This window comes from Ohtaekwangia koreensis (genome assembly GCF_900167975.1).
Classification (GTDB): Bacteria; Bacteroidota; Bacteroidia; order Cytophagales; family Cyclobacteriaceae; genus Ohtaekwangia; species Ohtaekwangia koreensis.
The window spans coordinates 300,579-319,525 of the sequence record NZ_FUZU01000005.1 but is presented as its reverse complement, the minus strand read 5'-3'; the positions used below and the strand labels follow the sequence as shown (position 1 = coordinate 319,525).

General features: G+C 41.0%; 17 protein-coding genes and 1 tRNA gene. 6 read left to right on the top strand and 12 right to left on the bottom strand.

Annotated elements, in window-relative coordinates:
• Positions 1–20: 20 nt before the first annotated feature.
• Complete coding sequence (locus B5Y40_RS28520; RefSeq protein ID WP_079690308.1) at positions 21–2,090, bottom strand: ComEC/Rec2 family competence protein; 2,070 nt, start codon at positions 2,088–2,090, stop codon at positions 21–23.
• Between the two features lie 66 nt (positions 2,091–2,156).
• Positions 2,157–3,116 (bottom strand): PhoH family protein, encoded by a 960-nt coding sequence (locus tag B5Y40_RS28515; protein WP_079690307.1) that lies wholly within the window; start codon positions 3,114–3,116, stop codon positions 2,157–2,159.
• A 184-nt stretch (positions 3,117–3,300) separates the two neighbouring features.
• Here B5Y40_RS28515 and B5Y40_RS28510 point away from each other — a divergent pair, with 184 nt between their 5' ends.
• A complete protein-coding gene (locus B5Y40_RS28510; protein ID WP_079690306.1) occupies positions 3,301–4,074 on the top strand; it encodes an SAM hydrolase/SAM-dependent halogenase family protein in 774 nt (257 codons plus the stop codon).
• On the opposite strand, the gene B5Y40_RS28505 is transcribed toward B5Y40_RS28510, so the two are convergent.
• A complete protein-coding gene (locus tag B5Y40_RS28505; protein ID WP_079690305.1) occupies positions 4,075–4,275 on the bottom strand; it encodes a hypothetical protein in 201 nt (66 codons plus the stop codon). It abuts the gene before it with no gap.
• A 33-nt stretch (positions 4,276–4,308) separates the two neighbouring features.
• On the opposite strand from B5Y40_RS28505, the gene B5Y40_RS28500 reads away from it, so the two are divergent.
• Positions 4,309–4,602 (top strand): putative quinol monooxygenase, encoded by a 294-nt coding sequence (locus tag B5Y40_RS28500; protein ID WP_079690304.1) that lies wholly within the window; start codon positions 4,309–4,311, stop codon positions 4,600–4,602.
• A 96-nt stretch (positions 4,603–4,698) separates the two neighbouring features.
• A tRNA-Leu gene (locus tag B5Y40_RS28495) sits at positions 4,699–4,780 on the top strand.
• Between the two features lie 443 nt (positions 4,781–5,223).
• Here B5Y40_RS28495 and B5Y40_RS28490 read toward each other — a convergent pair.
• From B5Y40_RS28490 to B5Y40_RS28470, 5 genes are all read right to left on the bottom strand, one after another.
• Positions 5,224–7,905 (bottom strand): ABC transporter permease, encoded by a 2,682-nt coding sequence (locus B5Y40_RS28490; RefSeq protein WP_079690303.1) that lies wholly within the window; start codon positions 7,903–7,905, stop codon positions 5,224–5,226.
• A gap of 1 nt (position 7,906) precedes the next feature.
• Positions 7,907–8,248, bottom strand: a complete 342-nt coding sequence (locus B5Y40_RS28485) for a PadR family transcriptional regulator (RefSeq protein WP_079690302.1) — start codon at positions 8,246–8,248, stop codon at positions 7,907–7,909.
• Between the two features lie 429 nt (positions 8,249–8,677).
• Positions 8,678–9,433 carry a carbonic anhydrase gene (locus B5Y40_RS28480; RefSeq protein ID WP_079690301.1) on the bottom strand — a complete coding sequence of 252 codons (756 nt, stop codon included), beginning with the start codon at positions 9,431–9,433 and terminating at the stop codon, positions 8,678–8,680.
• Positions 9,434–9,502: 69 nt separating this feature from the next.
• On the bottom strand, positions 9,503–9,802 hold the full coding sequence (locus B5Y40_RS28475; RefSeq protein WP_079690300.1) for a hypothetical protein: 300 nt from the start codon (positions 9,800–9,802) through the stop codon (positions 9,503–9,505).
• A gap of 394 nt (positions 9,803–10,196) precedes the next feature.
• Positions 10,197–11,171: a GlxA family transcriptional regulator gene (locus B5Y40_RS28470; protein WP_079690299.1), complete on the bottom strand. Its 975-nt coding sequence runs from the start codon at positions 11,169–11,171 to the stop codon at positions 10,197–10,199.
• 147 nt (positions 11,172–11,318) lie between these two features.
• On the opposite strand from B5Y40_RS28470, the gene B5Y40_RS28465 reads away from it, so the two are divergent.
• Positions 11,319–12,476: a serine hydrolase domain-containing protein gene (locus tag B5Y40_RS28465; RefSeq protein WP_143785982.1), complete on the top strand. Its 1,158-nt coding sequence runs from the start codon at positions 11,319–11,321 to the stop codon at positions 12,474–12,476.
• A gap of 53 nt (positions 12,477–12,529) precedes the next feature.
• On the opposite strand, the gene B5Y40_RS28460 is transcribed toward B5Y40_RS28465, so the two are convergent.
• Together B5Y40_RS28460 and B5Y40_RS28455 are read right to left on the bottom strand one after the other, a co-directional pair.
• Positions 12,530–12,970, bottom strand: coding sequence for an SRPBCC family protein (locus tag B5Y40_RS28460; RefSeq protein ID WP_079690298.1), 441 nt, complete (start codon positions 12,968–12,970; stop codon positions 12,530–12,532).
• Positions 12,967–13,326 carry an ArsR/SmtB family transcription factor gene (locus B5Y40_RS28455; RefSeq protein ID WP_079690297.1) on the bottom strand — a complete coding sequence of 120 codons (360 nt, stop codon included), beginning with the start codon at positions 13,324–13,326 and terminating at the stop codon, positions 12,967–12,969. The genes B5Y40_RS28460 and B5Y40_RS28455 overlap by 4 nt, the downstream gene beginning before the upstream one ends.
• 140 nt (positions 13,327–13,466) lie before the next feature.
• On the opposite strand from B5Y40_RS28455, the gene B5Y40_RS28450 reads away from it, so the two are divergent.
• Entirely contained in the window at positions 13,467–14,468 is a 1,002-nt protein-coding gene (locus tag B5Y40_RS28450) for a phosphotransferase enzyme family protein (RefSeq protein WP_079690296.1), read from the top strand.
• 71 nt (positions 14,469–14,539) lie between these two features.
• Here the strand turns inward: B5Y40_RS28450 and B5Y40_RS28445 are convergent, their stop codons facing one another.
• Complete coding sequence (locus tag B5Y40_RS28445) at positions 14,540–15,469, bottom strand: DUF4249 domain-containing protein (RefSeq protein ID WP_079690295.1); 930 nt, start codon at positions 15,467–15,469, stop codon at positions 14,540–14,542.
• Positions 15,470–15,474: 5 nt separating this feature from the next.
• Positions 15,475–17,868, bottom strand: coding sequence for a TonB-dependent receptor (locus B5Y40_RS28440; RefSeq protein WP_079690294.1), 2,394 nt, complete (start codon positions 17,866–17,868; stop codon positions 15,475–15,477).
• 180 nt (positions 17,869–18,048) lie between these two features.
• Between B5Y40_RS28440 and B5Y40_RS28435 the strand changes: the two genes are divergently transcribed.
• Positions 18,049–18,924, top strand: coding sequence for a helix-turn-helix domain-containing protein (locus B5Y40_RS28435; RefSeq protein WP_159453833.1), 876 nt, complete (start codon positions 18,049–18,051; stop codon positions 18,922–18,924).
• The last annotated feature ends 23 nt before the right edge of the window (positions 18,925–18,947 follow it).

Below are 18,947 nucleotides of genomic sequence, written 5' to 3'. Positions count from 1 at the left end.
ATGATGTTTGAAGTATAGTATTAAATCCTATTAACGAATGCACCTTCGTGCCATACCGAGTACAAGTTGATATTCAGCTTTGCGGCCTGGTCCAGCAATCTGCCTGCAAAATAGTAAGAGTTACTGCTATCCAGAATTATTTGGGAAGCATGTATCGAAGCCAGCGATGAAAGATTTTTCACTGCGTTATTGGAAACGATGAGATAGTCGACTGTCATTCCCCTGGGTATTGCATTGCCTTTCAGTATCTGCAGGATAGATTTACCATGCCAGGTAAAGCTTCGGTAACCTCGTGCTATACCTGGATCTATAGCGTTTACAATGGCAACGCCATGTTGCAACCTGTTGGGATGAATGTGAAACCGGATAGAGGAAGCACTTTGTATCAGTACGGAGTCGGTAATAAAGTAGGCCTGACCATGATCTATAAGATCCATAGCACTATGGTGAGGCACTTTGTATATAGCAATTCCGGTATCTTCTACGTCTTCATAAAAATGATTCCATTGCCCGACAACAAACAAAATAGCACAGGCAAAGGCCGATACTAAATATGGAAATTTTCTATACTGAAAAAGAAGTACACCACCTGTGATTACACCCATCAACATCCAGCTTTGAAATGTATTGATATAAATATTATCAACCAGACTAAATGGAAATGCCTCCACTGTAAACACCACTATGTTCAGCGCCTGTATAGTCCATTGAAGTAATAGTCCTAAGAAGCTGGCCAATGGGTTGATAAAACTAACGACCAGTACCAGTAAGCCTATGACCAATACAAGAAATGAACCTGGTATAACCAATAAGTTCGAGAGTAAAAAATAATTGGGAAACTGATGAAAGTATAACAAGCCCAGTGATAGTGTAGCAAGTTGTGCAGCGATGGAAACGCTTGTGATCTTCCAGACCTCGTCCCATAAGCGTGAATTAGGCTCCCAAAGATTATAGAGGCCCGGCTGCAAATATACTATACCCAATACCGCCAGGTAGGAAAGCTGGAAGGCGACCGACATGATCATATAGGGTTCGTATACCAATAAACAAAGTGCAGACGATGCGAGTATATTATAAATATTCGTCTGCCGGTTCCAGGTCTTGGCAACCACTATAAATGTAAACATGGTTACGGCTCGCAGCACAGAAGGTGAAAGACCGGTAACAAACGCATATCCCCAGAGGATAACAAGACTCAATATAGCCTGGATCAATCGACCCGATTTTGATTTACCGAGTGGATGTAGCAGCCAGAGTATAATCATATAAATGATGCTGATATGCAGACCCGATACCGCGAGCACGTGCATGGCACCGGTAGCAGCATACGCATTTAGCAAATCATTATCGAGACCATCGGTTACACCGAGTACGAGTGCAGAGGCAATGGCTTGCTCCCGTTCACCTGTAACAAATTTCGTTAATGTAGTATCAGCCCATATTCGGGCTTTGATAGCATAGTATAAAATTACAGAGGATGGATCGCTCGCAATATATTTTACATCGTTTTGTCGCACGAACTGCTGGTGATATACCTTACGAAATGACAGAAAACGTTTATAGTCAAACTCTCCCGGATTACCAGGAGCCGGAACAATCTGCGGATTGCCTTTCACCAGGAGTATATCTCCGTATTGATACGGTTTCTTGAAATCAGTCTTCGGAAAATACAGTACTATATTACCATGATATTTCTCCCAGCCATCTTTTGTTTTTACACATCTTACAGTGGCTTCTGCTTTCCACGACCGATCCTTACTCTGAGCATTGCTGATTATAGCAGCCTCGTAAAATTCTACAGGTGTTTGGAGATTGATGAGGTTATCTTTCCTTCTTGCATCCGTACTGTTGATCAGGTGGAGGTAGCCCGCCAGAAATATAATCAACAGTCCTAAAAACCCGGGATTGAAAAATGGTCTCTTATATACTTGCTGTAAAATAAAACGCATCACATAGCACCCCAGCAATATGAGAAAGAGAATTACAAGACTTTTTTCAGGAAGAAAATCAGGTAGGTATATCCCCAGTAATATACCGGCAATAAAAAACACAACCATGCGAACAACGGCATACGGAATCCAACGGAGCATACTGATATAGTAAGAAGGAAAGTTAGGAAAATTCTGATGAGCGTTCCTAACTTCCTCTGTACTTATCTATCGAATGTCATTTGCTTCGCGGTGGTATGCTTCTATAATATCACGTACAAGCCGGTGGCGCACTACATCTTTCTCATTCAACTCAACCATACCAATTCCTTTTACTTCACGCAGTATACGGATGGCTTCCTTCAGTCCGGAACTTTGCCGTGACGGTAAATCGATCTGTGACGTATCTCCCGTTACAATCATTTTAGAATCCGGCCCCATACGGGTGAGGAACATCTTCATCTGCATCGGGGTAGTATTCTGTGCTTCATCGAGCAAGATAAAAGCATTGTTCAGCGTACGTCCACGCATATAGGCCAGCGGTGCAATCTCGATGATCTCGCGCTCCATATAGTATCGGAGCTTTTCAAATGGAATCATATCGTTCAGTCCATCATAGATGGGACGAAGGTATGGATCAATCTTCTCCTTTAAATCACCGGGAAGAAAACCAAGGTTCTCTCCTGCTTCTACTGCCGGACGCGTAATAATAATTTTCTTGACCTGTTTATTCTTCAAGGCGCGTACTGCCAGTGCTACCGAGATATAGGTCTTCCCTGTACCGGCAGGACCAAGCGCAAAGACAAGATCATTTTCCTTTACTGCATCAACGAGTTTTTGCTGATTGACCGTTTTAGGTTTTATAGGATTACCCTTCGTTCCGTAGATGATAATATCTTCTGCGGGTTGTTGATTGTCCGGAAGCATGATCTCATGCTCATGCGAAATGTAATTTTGGACATTCTCCTCCGTTACCTTACCATATTTATGATAGTGCTCTATAAGCGAAGCCAGGATGTCATCGATCTGTACAATCTCTGAAGTAGATCCTTTTATATGTATCTGGTTTCCGCGTGATATGATACGACTCTTGGGGAATGCAGCAGCCAGTGTATCAATAGTTTTATTGGCAACTCCCAGGAAATCGATCAGGGAAATATTTTCAAGTGTTACTGTTTTTTCTATCAACTATTTCGTTGTTAAATGTTAGACATCAGATAATGTTCTCAAAGTGTATCGGGTTTGCTTCAGCTTCTTTTACATGGTATTAAATTTAACCAAGAGGGTCTTCACAAAGTTCAATACACTATATGCTCTAAAAATGTTTACTTTGCCAAATCAAAATTAATGAATATCTGCCGCAGCATCAACCATGGCCATCGTTACACTTCTTACGGACTCAGGTGAAAGTGACCATTACGTGGCAGCGATCAAAGCCCGCATCATTACCATCAACCCGGGCATTCGGGTTGAAGACATCAGCCATAAAATAAAACCATCAGACATTGGGCATGCTGCCTTTGTACTTCGGGCGGTGTTCCGCGATTTCCCGAAAGGGACAGTACACCTGGTAGGCGTTGACTCAACCGGAAATCGTGGTGATGCTTTTATCGCACTCCAACTCGAAGATCATTTTTTTGTAGGATGTGATAATGGTTTATTCGGATTGATCAGTGATCGATCGCATCAGCAATTAGTCGAGCTTAATACCATTAATGCCATCAGCACTACATTTCCCGAGCGTGATGTTTTTGCGCCAGCTGCCGTGAAGTTGGCCAGCGGTGTTTCGATTACCAACCTTGGTAAGCCGATGCCGAACTTTAGGAAAATGATCGACCGCCAGGTTAAGGCTACGAAGAAACAAATTACAGGCACCGTTATTCGCGTTGATGGAATGGGTAATCTTATCACGAACATCCCCAAAGATGCGTTTGATATTTTAAGCAACGGCAAGCAGTATACTGTACAGTTTGGAGGAGAAAAATTCAGAAGAATTCACACACAATATAACCAGGCGGAACAAGGCGAATGCTTCATTGTATTCAACAGCCTTGGCTTGCTTGAAGTAGGCATATATAAAGGGAATGCCGCCGAATTACTTGGACTGGATTACGACAGTACTGTAAGCATTCTCTTCGAAGAATAATCAGAGATCAGCGCGTCTGCGTCTCACCAAACGATTAACACCGTAACCAAACAACGCCAAGGCTACCCCCATAAGCATGATGCTTACAACGTAAGCGCTAACATAACCTACCTTCCAGTTTATTCTATGAAGAACACCTTGAGAGAATAAAGCAACAACGCTAACAAAGACAATCAGAAATACACTAACTTTTTTCATCATAACGATTTGACATTGCAAGGTAAAGAAACGAGCATGATTATAAGAATTGTAAGAATGCATTTTACGGAAACGGGCGTTGAAGAATTTTTATCCATCTTTCATCAGCATAAAAATGCGATCAGAAATTTTGAAGGATGCACTCATCTTGAACTCTTAAAAGATACCAGCGCCCCAACCATCTATACAACGCTTAGCCATTGGAACAGCACACAGGATCTTGACCGGTATAGAAAGTCTGAATTGTTCGGAACGGTTTGGGTGCCCGTCAAAACACTTTTCGCGGAACGTCCACAGGCCTTTTCATTTGAAAAATTTATCGAGTTGTAAAGCATTTACGGGTACAAATATTTAAAAGAAGAACAACGGAACTGTTGACGTGCTTAATTTTTCAATTATATTTGCAGTCCGATTTTAAAAACACAAGCCAAAGTGGCGGAATTGGTAGACGCGCACGACTCAAAATCGTGTATCGCAAGATGTGTGGGTTCGATTCCCACCTTTGGTACAGATCTAAACCCGACTCTCAAGGTCGGGTTTTTCTTTTCCTAAATAAAGGTGACAATTCAGATTCCATTGAGTTTCTTCTTAATAATATCCAATCCATCCTCACCAAACGCTATTTTCAAACTGTTACTTGAAGTTTATACTTAAACGGAGCATACGGTTAAGCTATCCTTAATGTATTTAATCTAAGGAAGGCCCGATTATCATAACCTTGATGGCTTGTTCAACGCCTCCCAACTATATATAGCTAAGAGAATATTACTTCGCATCAAAATTAGGTATTTGTAAAGACAATGCGATCAATCCTATAGTGATATATACCTCACGCGCCTTGTTGAATAAAATACCCATCAGCCCGATACTGACGGGGTAAGATTATTCGTTATATATTTTTAAGACTATACCTTTAAGACTGCAACGAGTCAATGTTGTATACTTTCTTATCTAATCCATCTTCAGCGAATCCACCGGATTACTTTTTGATGCCCGAAGAGTTTGTGATCCAATGGTAATCAATCCCAATGTCAGAAGAATGAGCGTTCCTAAAAAGACAGTACCAAAGCCGAAGTCGACACGGTTAGGAAGCTTCTGCAGCCAAAGATTATTAAGTGCATAGCTCAACGGTGCTCCTATACTTATCGCTATCATCAACACTTTTAAAAATTCCCGGGAAAGTAAAAAAGCAATCTTCAATGTCTCTGCCCCTAAAACTTTTCGAATGCCGATTTCTTTCTTTTTTCGTTCAGCTGTATACATGGCCATTCCCAGCATTCCGAGACAGGCGATAACCACAGAGAGAAACGCGATGAAGCCGAGGATAGAGACTATATCCAGAATTCCCTGGTGGGTGGTTGCCAGCTGATCATCAAAGAATTCATACTTGAATGGATGTATCGGATCTATATGCTTCCATCGCTCTTCCATCTTTGCAACTGTCCCCATCAGATCTTCCGAAACAACTTTGACATTTATATACATGAAATTCTGTTGATTACGCAACACCAGTGGACCAATGTCGTGTGAGTTGATCAATAGCTTATACCGGAAATCTTCTACTACTACGATTACTTCAAGCGATTCTTTGCCCCACTTGGTTTCGAACACTTCACCTATAATTTCCGCAGGGTATTTATAGCCAAGCTTTTCCACTGCCTCCTTGTTCACTACTATAAATCTGTCAGAAGACTCACCTGCCTTTGGCAGATTTTTTCCTGCTATAATTTTTAATCCCAGGTTCCCAATAAAATTATCATCGGTCAGTAATATTCCAGCTGGTGCATATTCTACCTCGCTATCAGCTTTCTTAATTTCAATATTATTATTTTCCCCTGTAGCTGGGATGATATTACAGGAGGAAACTCCAACAACACCTGGCACAGTACTTAACTCGTTTGCCAGCTTCTGATGATCTATACCTTGCAACTGTATATTTACAATGTTACTGGAAGTGAAACCATAGTCAAACGCTAGAAAATGCTTGAATTGGTTGAATATTAAAATAGAAGTTGTGATAAAGAGTAGTGATATAACAAATTGGGAAACACTTAATACTTTCCGGAGCCCAAGCTTGCCCGGATTAATATTATTTAATTTTTTAAGCACACTTACCGGTTGGTATCTCGATAAGTGGAAAGCAGGATATATACCGGCAAGTATACCGATCAGCAGTGCAAAGCCGATGAAAATCAAATATACCGGGACAGTGGAAGGAAGTTCAAAATTCAAGTGTTTGTTAATCCAGAGCCCTTTAAAAGCAGGCTTAATAAAAAGCAGCATGATTATAGCCATGGTTACAGCAAGCAATGCTGTAATAACCGACTCACTTAAAAATTGAAAGACCAGTGCTTTTCTGTTTGCTCCGGTAACCTTGCGTACGCCTATCTCCTTCGCTCTTGTTAATGCACGGGCTATTGAGAGGTTGGTATAATTTAAACAAGCAGATATCATGATCACCAGTGCGAGCACTATCAAAAAATAATAACCCGCCAATGGCATTCTATCACTGGTATCATTTCCTTGTAAACCAAGTTGTACATCACCTAATGGCTGGGCTTCGAGGCGGAAGCCTTTTGTTTGTTCTGCTTTAATCGTGGCATACTTGTGCGCAACAAGATCGTTTAAAGCGTCAGCCAGATCATTATGTGTTTTATCGGGAGCCAGCACGATATAGGTATAGGTGCGAAAATACCACTCCCAGTTATTCGATAAGTCTTCCAGTTTCTTTTCTGCATAGAGGGCTGGCCGAGAGGCCATCGAAACCAGTATATCAAATTTTAAATGCGATCTATACTTGGTTTCATCCAGCACACCTGTAATGGTAAAACTTCCCCATGATACGGGAGTAGCACCTCCACCATTGTGCTTTAAAGGGAATGGCAATTGCCGATCAGAGAATTCAACTGTCTTTCCGATGGGATTTTCGCTTCGGAATAATTGATATGCCAAAGCCTTTGATATAACAATCGTATTGGGTGCTGTCAATGCTTTATCTGCGTTACCCTGCTCTAATTCAAAACTGAATACACGAAAGAAAGAAGGTTCTGCAAAATAGCCACCGGCTTCGACAACCTGGTGATTATATAGTATATCTCCTCCTACTCCGGGAGTAACGTTGGTTGACTCTTCAATGATCGGATATTCAGCTTTCAATGTATTTGCCAATGGAAACGGACTTGTGGCATACGGATGTCGCGAGCCTTCCTGATCTGAAAGTATACGGTATATCCTATCTTTTTTTTCATGAAACTGATCATAACTTTTTTGATCGGCAATCATCAGTATAATCAACATACATACTGACATGGCTACTGCCAGACCAAAAACATTGATAAAGGAAAACATCTTATACTTGAGTATATTCCGAATGCCTACTTTAAAGTAATTTCTAAACATATCGTAGTTGTTTATGTGATTATATTCCTGTACAGGTTTAATAATGCCTGGTCTGCAGAGCAGTAAAACATCTATAGCAAAATTTCGATCCGCTTTTCTTTTTCCAGCTTCATGGTACCGTTCGTGGTATAGCTCCATCAAGTCACCTTCGATACTGTCTCTCAATTCAGGATGGCAAAACCATCTGAAGAAGTGTAGAAAGATGCGCGGAGGGACTGGTTTATCATTCATCATATCATCCTGCAATTTTAAGGTTCAATGCTACCTTCGGAATATCACGCCACAAATCATCGCGTGTACTCTTGGTATATTCCATCGCCCGTTTACCCAATGCAGTAATACTAAAATATCGCTTTGGCCGTCCTGCACGTTCCTGTGTTGACTCACCATCAAACGATTTGAGATATCCTTTCTGTTCGAGTCTTTTAAGTGCAGATTGCAACGCACCAACACTCACCTTTCGTGATAGTCTTGTCTCAATTTCTTTTTTTATAGATACTCCGTATGCGTCATTATATAGTACACCTACGGTAAGCATGACTACTTCTTCAAACTCGCCCAATTGATATTTTTTCATCCGGCATAATTAATTCCTAATTGTAGTATTAATATTTATGCCAAAGTGAAAACAAGCGAAGATTGTCCTTATTGGCCCATCGGCAGATAAAGATTGTTCACATCCGTACATTTTTTGATTCAATGCGGTCAATAGCTTCTTATAACAAATTGGATGAGTAACTCTAAAAAATAGCGCGAAGGTCCGACACATTAATTCAACCCTCCCTAAGGAGTTTAACACTTTCAGTCGTTCTCCTATAGATTTCAAGAGAAGCGGGCTGAAGTTGAAACCAATAAAAAAGCTGTCTCAAAATTCGAGACAGCTTTTTTTATAAACTATATTCTTCAAAGGCTACCATGGATAGTATTACCCCAGAGCTGTAAAATTTGAAACGCTCCAGATGTCTCATGCATTATCTAACCCGTGAAGAATCAATCATACTATAAACTATATACCTTCTATCACTTCACGATTGTTTAGCGGTTGCGTGGGGCGTGAGTTATCAGGGTGTATATCGGAGAATTTTTTAATCTGCTCCGATGAAATCTCCATCGGTTCCTTTATAATGATCCAATCAATGCCCTGGCTACAAGGAGGTGTAGTAAGGGAGCCGGTATAGGTGTAGTATTTCTTGTCGGATGGAAAAGCATCGATTATATTTATACTATCTGTAGATATACTTTCTTTGTTTTCTGCTGTTGGCATCAAACTCCATATTTTTTCCAGAAAGGGATTTACATCACCTTCTTTTAAAAATATACCTATAACCACAAGGTTGCTGGTTACAGGATCCTGGTGCACAATGTGCATTTCCATATCATACGACTCACCATTAACCTTATGCTCACTCTCCCTGTGAAAATGAAATTGCGCTACATTAAACTCCGTTCCATTGATAGTTAGTTTATTCGACTGCTTGAGATTTACCTGGATTGTGTGACCATTATCCACAATTCCCCAGGCCGAATTTATATATGCAGTTTGCAACTCAGAAAGACTCGCCTTAACAGTATTTTCGGTTTCAATATCAATAGGAGATTGTACCTTTCCCGAGCAATCCGTGTATCCAATCGATCCCCAAGTATCGGCACCTTCATAGTTCCATTCGGCAGCAGCCGATTTTTTCTCATCGTCATCATCGCAACCTATAACAATGACAAAGGCAATAAAATATACTATAGAGAATAAAAAATTTTTATTCATAACTGAAAAACAATTTAAAATGAATGAAGAATGATTAATTATACCAATGAATAAGAAGAAGGCCTCGTTCTATGTTCTGAGGTTGAGGTATACAATATATTTTCGAATGATCCGGGCAAACTGGTTTTTTGCTGAAGCAAACCTGCCATGGTAACCACCATGATCTAAACGGGGTAGTGCAACAGAGGAGTTTTGCCCCTTACTATTTTCATACTCATCTTCTTCACCAACCTGCCAAATTATTGATGGCACGAGAGCATCTTCTACAGGGGATGAAATATCATTAAGAGGAGTCTCATTTATGATAATTGTAGTATTAGAAGCTTCCTGGCTATAAAACTGAATAAGAAATAAAAAAAGAATTCTCATTGAGTCTTACCGAAAAGAGATGACTATAGAATAGAAGTTTAGGGACACCGAGTTATTTTTTTTGTGAGAACTACATTTTTAAGAATATAGAGTATTCAAAATTTGAATTGCTTCGTAAAGATACTATTCCCTAATGTCCAAGTCTCTCACCCATTTTTGAAAATATAGGCATGCGCGATACCCCAAATAAACTATCAAATATCTGCCTTAACTGAATCCGCCAGATTGTTATTTGACGCCGGAATCGTTTGCCAACGATTGCAATCAATTCCTTCAATACTTAGTTATCGGGCTATGAGAAAGTCCGTATAGGTATAAATAATCCGGATTAATTCGGTGAGTAATGGTTCGTGACGAATGCGATCGGTTAGCTATAGATTAAATTAGGAGTAATTTAATTCAGACGACTATATCTACTCCTGTATTGAACCGGAGATAAGCCCGTGATCTTTTTGAATGTCACGCGAAAGGCTTTGCTATCCGTATAGCCTACTTTATACATCACTTCATTTACATTTTCACGCGAAGACTCGAGGCTGATCTTGGCAGCTTCAATTTTTACACGCTGTATATATTCCACGGTGGTATTGGAGGTAGCCTTCTTGAATCTGCGTTCAAGATTCCTACGACTCAACGCCAGCATAGAGGCCAATTGGTCAACAGTTATCTTTTGTTGAAAGTTATTTTCAATGAACGACTGTGCCTTTTTTATAGATTCATCATCATGATCTTTTTGTCCGTTGAAAATTGTAAAAGGCGACTGACTTCCTCTGTCCACTTCAATTTCAAAAATCTTGGCGCAGAGTATTGCCATATCGCGACCCACATATTTCTCCACGAGGTATAAAAGGAGATTAAGAAAAGAGTAGGCGCCTCCGCTCGAATAAATTCCGCACTCATCTGTAATAATTTTTTCGGCTACGAGATTAACCTCCGGAAACATCTTACGGAAATCATTGGCAAATAGCCAGTGCGTTGCGCACTTCTTTCCCTGAAGTAAACCTGTCGAAGCCAGCAAAAAAGCACCGACACACAGACTCGCTATTTCAGCACCTTGTTTATATTGGTTAGCAACCCATTGCGTCATCTCATAATTCTGCTTGATAACTTTTTTGAAATCGCCATGCACAGCCGGTATAAAAATAAGATCTGTTTTAAAGGAGTCGGCAAGCGTTCGATGCGTATTGAGCGTATACATCCCGTTGTCCAATAGAGATTCGCGTGAAAATCCTACCAACTCAATTTTAAAAGCCGGAGGTTTGCCTTCACGCTGTAGAAACTCATTTACATGTGAGAACATTTTATAAGGCCCCTCAATACTCGCGACAGCAACATCGCCCTTCGGAACCAACACAGATATATGTTTCATAATGATTATCGTTTGTGGATTTCTACGTGCTCAAAATTGTGAGAAATAAATGTCGCGATCAACCCCAGAGATTGCCGTAATTACCCCCTGTGAGTTCCATAAAACCATACTATATTCGGCTTCATTTATATCCGCTTCACCTCTATTATGATTAGAAAAAGTATCAAACTGATTTTGCTGACAGCAGCCTTTGCCATGGCATCCGTATGGAATACAGCGAAAGCTCAGCTTACTAAGAATATCTCCAGTGCTGAAAAGGGAATTGTCACAGGTTCATTAAAAAGCGCAGGCATGGATTCCATCCGGCTCAACGCCATGACTAATACTATCATTGATCAGCTATATCCTAATATACATAGTGTGCTAATTGTGAAGAATGGAACACTGGTATATGAACAGTACTTTACCGGAAACGATGAGATCTGGGGAAATTCTATTGGTGTAGTGAAGCATATAAAAGATAGTCTTCATGATGTGCGGAGTATATCTAAAAGTGTCGTTTCGGCTTGCATAGGTGTAGCGATCAAACAAGGGCGAATTAAAAGTGAAGCACAAAAGATCTGGGATTTCTTTCCAGAATATAAAGACCTTAACACAGGAGAAAAATCCAACATTACGATTAAGCATCTGCTAACGATGAGTGTCGGGCTGGAATGGAATGAGAACATTCCCTATACCGATCCTGCAAACAGTGAAATTCAAATGGACGCGAGTGTTGATCCGATACGATTTATTCTGAGCAGACCTGTAGTCGCAACACCTGGCACTGTCTGGAATTACAACGGAGGCTGCACGCAGGTATTGGCTACCATTATACAGAAAACAACGGGAATGGAAGTTGATGCATTTGCCAAAGAACATCTTTTCGGACCCCTTGGCATCAGCGATTTCTACTGGACTAAATTTAGCCCTCTGCCCGGACGAAAAGATATACTTGCAGCGGCATCCGGGCTCAGGCTTCGCTCACGTGACATGGTAAAGTTTGGACTCCTATATATGAATAAGGGTATATGGAATGGGAAAGTAATTCTCTCCGAAAAATGGATCGCGGATTCCCACAACCCCCAGATACAACGAGACAACTCCGGTGGCTATGGCTATCAGTTCTGGACCTGGAATTTATCTGTCAATAACAAATCTATACCACTGGCCGTTGCCGTTGGAAATGGCGATCAACGTATATTCTTTGATCATCAAAATGATTTGCTCGTTGTGGTTACAGCCGGTAACTATAATCAGTGGACTATCAAGAACAATTCCGAAGCACTGCTGAAAGACTATATATATCCTGCACTAAAAAAATAGAAGTATACTGTTACTGTATACTTCTATTTTGAACGCGCTGTTATTCCGCACTTCTATTTTGCAACGGTAGCTTGCTCTACATGTCCCTTCAGTAATGAACCGATAAGTTCTGTCCATCCTTTTGCAAAGCTGTCTTTCCCGAAACTTGGATCGTCTGATGGGAAAGTATCTAAACCAGCATGCGTTAGCCTGAGCCTGGTCTTGTCTGCCTCCGCGAATAATTCAAAGGTTACAAATGAATTTCCAGGGAAGCCATCGTAACGCCAGCTATAGGTCAGCTTCTTGTTCACTATAACTTCCGTTACTTTACACAGATGTAAAAAAGTTCTCTTGCCATCGTTGCCTTCAAACTGAAATTCAAAACCAACTTCAGGTTTGAATGAAGCTATATCAAAGTACCACTGCTTCATATCGTTTTTATCGGTGATGGCTTTCCATACTTTTTCAACGGGTGCGTTGTAGGTCCGTTCAATTACAAAAGGTTCACTTTTCATTTTCGTTTTGCTTTTTTGGTTGATTTGTGTTTGCGTGATGCTGGTGCCGCAGCATCTTTGTTTAAAAACCGTTCGAGCGCATCTAACTTGCTCGTCCAGAAAACACGGTACTGCTCTATCCAATGAGACACTTCACCCAGTGATTTCAGATTGGCTTCACAATACCGCTCTCGCCCCTGTTGCGTTATAACAACAAGTCCGCATTCAGTAAGAATCTTGATGTGCTTCGAAATAGCCGGCCGGCTTACATCAAAACTTTCTGCAATAGCATTCAGGTTCATGGTTTTATACGCAATCAGATTTATAATCTCTCTGCGTGTAGGGTCCGCGATAGCCTGAAAAACATCTCTTCTCATAAAAAACAATTACGTAACCGATCAGTTACAAATTTATAGGATACCGTTTGGTTACACAATTTTTTTATTGGATTTTTATTTAACGACTTCATGAGCGTATTTTTGCGATCTTCTTTCCCGAACCCAACGCTCTCGCCTCTATGAACATTTTTCCTGCACAGTACTCTACTCTATCCACCGGGGCTCTCAAAGACCATATTGAAAAGAGCTACGGCTTAAAAAATCTTGCTGGTAAGTTTCACTTGCGTGGAGTAAGCGATACATACATTCTGGAGAATGATGATGCTAAGTATATATTTAAAGTCTACCGGAGCTCGCATCGCTCGTTGACAGAGATTAAAGGAGAAGTACAGTTGCTCACGCTGTTAAAAGAGCGAGGGGCAAAAGTATCGTATCCTATAGCAGACCTTACCGGCAATGAAGTACAAGAATTCAATGCTGTCGAAGGAATACGCCACGGTGTGCTGTTCAGTTTTGCGCCCGGCAAAAATATACCGGATCTTACAGATAAGCACTTGAATATTCTGGGGTATGAAATGGCATTCAATCACAACATTACATCGCAGATAGAACTTTCATACGAACGAAAGATATATTCCATCGATACAACGCTTACACAACCTATCGAACTGCTAGCACCTGCCTTTAAGGACTATCCCGAGGGATATACTTATTTGAAAGAGGCTGCCTCGCAAGCGATCGTTACACTGAATTCGTTGGACACAAAAACATTTAGCTACGGTTATTGTCATTATGATTATCTCCCGAAGAACTTTCATTTCGATGATCAGGATACATTAACATTATTCGACTTCGACTTTGCGGGGAAAGGGTTCCTGGTAAATGACCTGGCCTCCTTCACGGTACATCTATACTTTCACATTACCTTCCAAAACATGCCAGTAGCAGAAGCTAAACGTGCCTTTGAAATAGTAGTGAACGCCTATAGGAAACTGCGTCCGCTTTCAAATGAAGAGATACAAGCTATACCTTCACTGGGGGTTATGTTCTGGATTTTCTATCTCGGCTTTCAGTACGCGAACTTCGATGATTGGTCAAATTTCTTCTTCGGACCGCGGTATCTGAAGGACCGGGTAAAGACGATACAACGGTATATTGAAATTATACCACACATTCTTTAAAATAAAAACACCTGCAATCAGCATTACCGATTGCAGGTGTTTTCATATATACTGTACTATACTATTATTTTTTACTCATCAAGTTTTTTACCTAAACCTGATACCGCAGATACGTTGAAGAAACCAAGTGCCTTGCTTCCATTGGGATCAACGTTTACAATATTGGTAGATACATTAGCCAACGGTGTTGAGAATAATTCAGCAAAGCCACCGGGTCTGTCGGTTTGAATGATCACTTCATTTAGAAAATTATAGGCTGCGAGCGTAACAGAATGAATCTCTACATATACTGAATCGCCAGGCTCATAGGGAGATATAGCGACATCATCTTCGTCTACTTCATCCGGGTTAACGCTTCGCAGTGGCGGCAGAAATGTAACACCATCGAAATTTCCACCAGCTGTAAAACCTGCATCGTACGCCACATTTATTTCACTGGGCTTATTCAACGCTACGCCATTTTTATATGATCGTATCCAATATGTATCGCCTTTGCCTACCGGATCAGTCGCCCAGAATTCTGCTGTATAGGAATTATCCGGATACTGCGGATCGTTCTCTTCGAATTTAAACGTAATACTGTCAATAGGAACCGTACGGTTTATGCGCGATGTTGCTTCAAACGTTTCATTGCCCGTTACAATGCGCAATGTATAGTTGCGTCCTATAGCACCAAATACTTCTGCCGATGTAGCCTCTGTCGGAGTCCAGCGATATGTACCGGTCTCTTCAGCATCTTCTGTAAAAGTAATTTCACCGCCATCGTACGTTACCACCACCGTTGCTCCGGAAATCCCGGTAGGTAAAGCATTTTCAAGATATGGTTGAGTCCATGAGAGTTTTACAAATTGATCTTCTACCTTGTTGGTGAGCCACGCATCTACTACCAGCCTTGGCTCGGCATCTTCAAGATCCGGATTGACTGTTTCTTCACAGGAATAAAATAATGACGCTGTCAATACTATACCGAGCAGTTGTTTATATAAAGATTTCAGTATCATTTCTGTTAAAATTTAAAGTTGTAAGAAATAGCTGGCACCATGCTTCCTATAATGGAAAGCTGTGTAGCTTCCGATTGAAGTGGTTGCCCTGCACTTACACGATCGTTGGATTGTGAAAAGTAAGTAGAGAAAGCATTCTTCCGCGCATATACATTATATACTGAGAACACCCAGTAGTCACGATTCTTTCTTTCTTTACCTTTTCGGTTAAATTGTTTGCCTTCTAATCGGAATGAGACATCCAGGCGATTATAGTTTGACAGGCGAACGTTGTTACGCGAACCGGAAGCATTGTCTGGTATTAATATACCCTGCACTACATAGCGGGAAGTTGGAAATGTAGTCGGTGTACCGGTGATGAAAACAAAGTCAGCCGATACAGACCATCGTTTTGTCATTTCGTAGAACGCAGCAATTTTCAAGTTGTGTGTTTGATCATAACGTGCTGCATACCATTCGCCATGATTGATACCGTCTACTTTCAGTTCCGTTCTACCCAAGGTATAACTTACCCATCCATTCAGTCGCCCTGTTTTTTTCTGAAGATAAAACTCAAGACCGTATGCGCGGCCTTTACCACTTAGCAGATCACCTTCCAGGTACTCGTTGATCAGCAGATCGGCACCATCTATATAGTCAATCTGGTTTTGTGTTTTTCTATAATATCCTTCCACCGATGCTTCCCAATTCTTCGATTCGCCTATAGTTCTGAAATAGCCCAAGGTAAACTGATCGGCAATCTCAGGTTTTATATTGTTAGACGTTGGTGTCCATACATCGAGTGGGTTGGATGCTGTTGTATTAGAAATAAGATGCAGGTACTGCACCATGCGGTTATAGCTTGCTTTTACAGAGCTCACTTCCGAAAGACCTGCTTTTACAGATAAGCGCGGTTCCAGATTATTGAAGTTGACAATGGATTTACCGCGTTTATACTTTGTTTCCGATGCTACAGTTTTACGCTCTCCGGGAATGGTGTCGTTATAGGTATATACTGTGCCGGGACCGAAATATTGGAAGTTAGAAAAACGAAGCCCATACTCTACCGCCCAGGTATCATTGATTTTTAAGTTGTTGTTAATATATAGTGATGTTTCAAGATTATACTTTTTATCCAGGCTGATATCGGTTGGTTGCCCATTGGAGATACCGTTGGCATTAGCAGGCTCGAAGAAGTAGTAAATGGCTTCAGCACCGAAGTTCACTTCATTGTTACTGCTGATAAAATAACTGAACTCAGGCTTTACAATAAAATTAGAAATGGATGAATTCCATCGGAACCTGTTTCGGGAATCATCACCAAACTGAAGCTCGTATTTATAGCTGCTGTAAACACCTGTAATATTCGAGAACAGCTTTTCGTTGAAGAGGTGGTTCCATCGCACAGTAGCCGTTGCGTTGCCCCAGTTAAAGCCCTGGTTGCTGTCGAAGTAAAAATTGTCGCGACCAAAGTATCCCGAAAGGTAAACCCTGTTTTTGTCATTCACCGTATAGTTAGCTTTCGCGGTGAGATCGTAAAAATTCAAGGCACCGCCATCTTTCAGTATATCTACAAAAGGTCGTGCGAGTATATCTATATAAGATCTGCGGCCAGACACAATGAAAGACCCTTTGTCCTTTACAATAGGACCTTCAAAGGAAAGCCTGCTGAATATAGTGCCGATCCCTCCCGTTGTTTCATATTCCTTGCTGTTACCATCTTTCATGCGCACATCGAGAATCGAAGCAAGGCGTCCGCCATACCGTGCAGGCACCGCGCCTTTATATAGCTTGGCATCTTTTACAGCATCCGGATTAAAGGCAGAGAAAAAACCCAGCATGTGCGATGAATTATATACCGGAGCTTCATCTTGTAACACCAGGTTCTGGCCGACACTACCGCCCCGCACATTAAAACCTGAAGCACCCTCACCTACCGTACTGACACCAGGCAAAAGCTGCAAGCTTTTAATCACATCTACTTCGCCCAGAAACGCTGGTATACGTTGAATTGTTTTGATGTCGAGTTTGGCCGTGCTCATCTCTACATTTTGCACTTTGGAAGTTTGATCATCTTCTGCGGTCACTACAACTTCCTGGAGTTGTTCACTGTCGGCCTGTAATTCTATATTCTGACGAATATCTTTATCCAATGTAAATTCCCTTACAACTTTCTGATATCCTATAAAGCTGTACTCAACGGTATAGCTGGAGGCCGGAATAGTGATCGAATAAAATCCATAAACATTGGTTGTTGCTCCACGGCCCGCTTCTTTTATATAAACGGTTGCCCCAACAAGTACTTCCCCGTCTGATGCATCTTTAATGTAACCACTTAGCGTGTACCGTGACTGTGCCCACCCATGTTGAGACATCAGTATGCTCAAGGCGATAATGAAGACTGGTAATTTTCGAATCATGCTTTGTTTGTTATTATTTATCAATGACAGTTAATATCCTCTAAACCCCCAGTCGTTGCCAGTGTTTATTTTATTCTAATTTTTCTTTTAGTTTCTATCAAATATGCACACGATTGATACCGTTAGAACATGCTACCCATTAGGCTGATACCGGTTGAGTATTTATTTTTGCTATCAATTATGAAGGTCTTCACCATTCCCAACGATATATTTTCGGACAATGTTACGAAGCTACCGGAACTCATCCTTCATGATTATTACAATACACATGAATCCATCAAAGGCAAGATCTCTGCCGGTAAACATATATTTAGCTTCCTTCAGGAAGGACAAAAGGAAGTACATTTTTATGATAAGTCGATCAGCCTCACATCAACGCAGGCAGTGTTGATACCGGCCGGTAACTGTCTGATGACAGAGAAACGGGTGTTACACGACAAACAATACAGGAGTTTTCTATTCTTTTTTTCAGATGCCAACCTGATTGCTTTTCGGAAAAAGTATTCATTCCTGTTTAAGGTACCGGATAAAAACAGACCAGAAGATTCATCATTCTTTTTGTTTGAACAGGATGAGTTCATCAAGAACTTTATCCAGTCGCTGCAGCAGATCTTTCAATATCATACAACAACTGCGGCACTATCAGAACATTTGCTGGTAGTAAAATTCGAAGAGATCATGTTGTACTTATGCGATCGGTATGGCAATCATTTTCTGCCACTACTCGCTTCGCTTGCCGGGAGCCCGTTGGATTTACCATTGAGACAAGTGGTAGAAAATAATATATACCGGAACCTTTCGGTTGAAGAACTTGCGTTTCTGTGCAACATGAGCTTGTCAACCTTCAAACGTAAATTTGAAGAAATATACGGCACCGCTCCTTCACGTTGGTTCCATTTAAAGAAGATGCAGCAGGCAGCATTTTTGTTAAAGCATGAGAAAGCCAATGCAAGTGAAATACACCATGAGCTAGGCTATGAGAGCCTATCCAGTTTTGTACAGGCTTTCAAAAAAGAGTTTGGAAAAACTCCGAAGGTCTATCAACAAAGTGTTTGAACTGTTTAAAACATTTTTTGGTC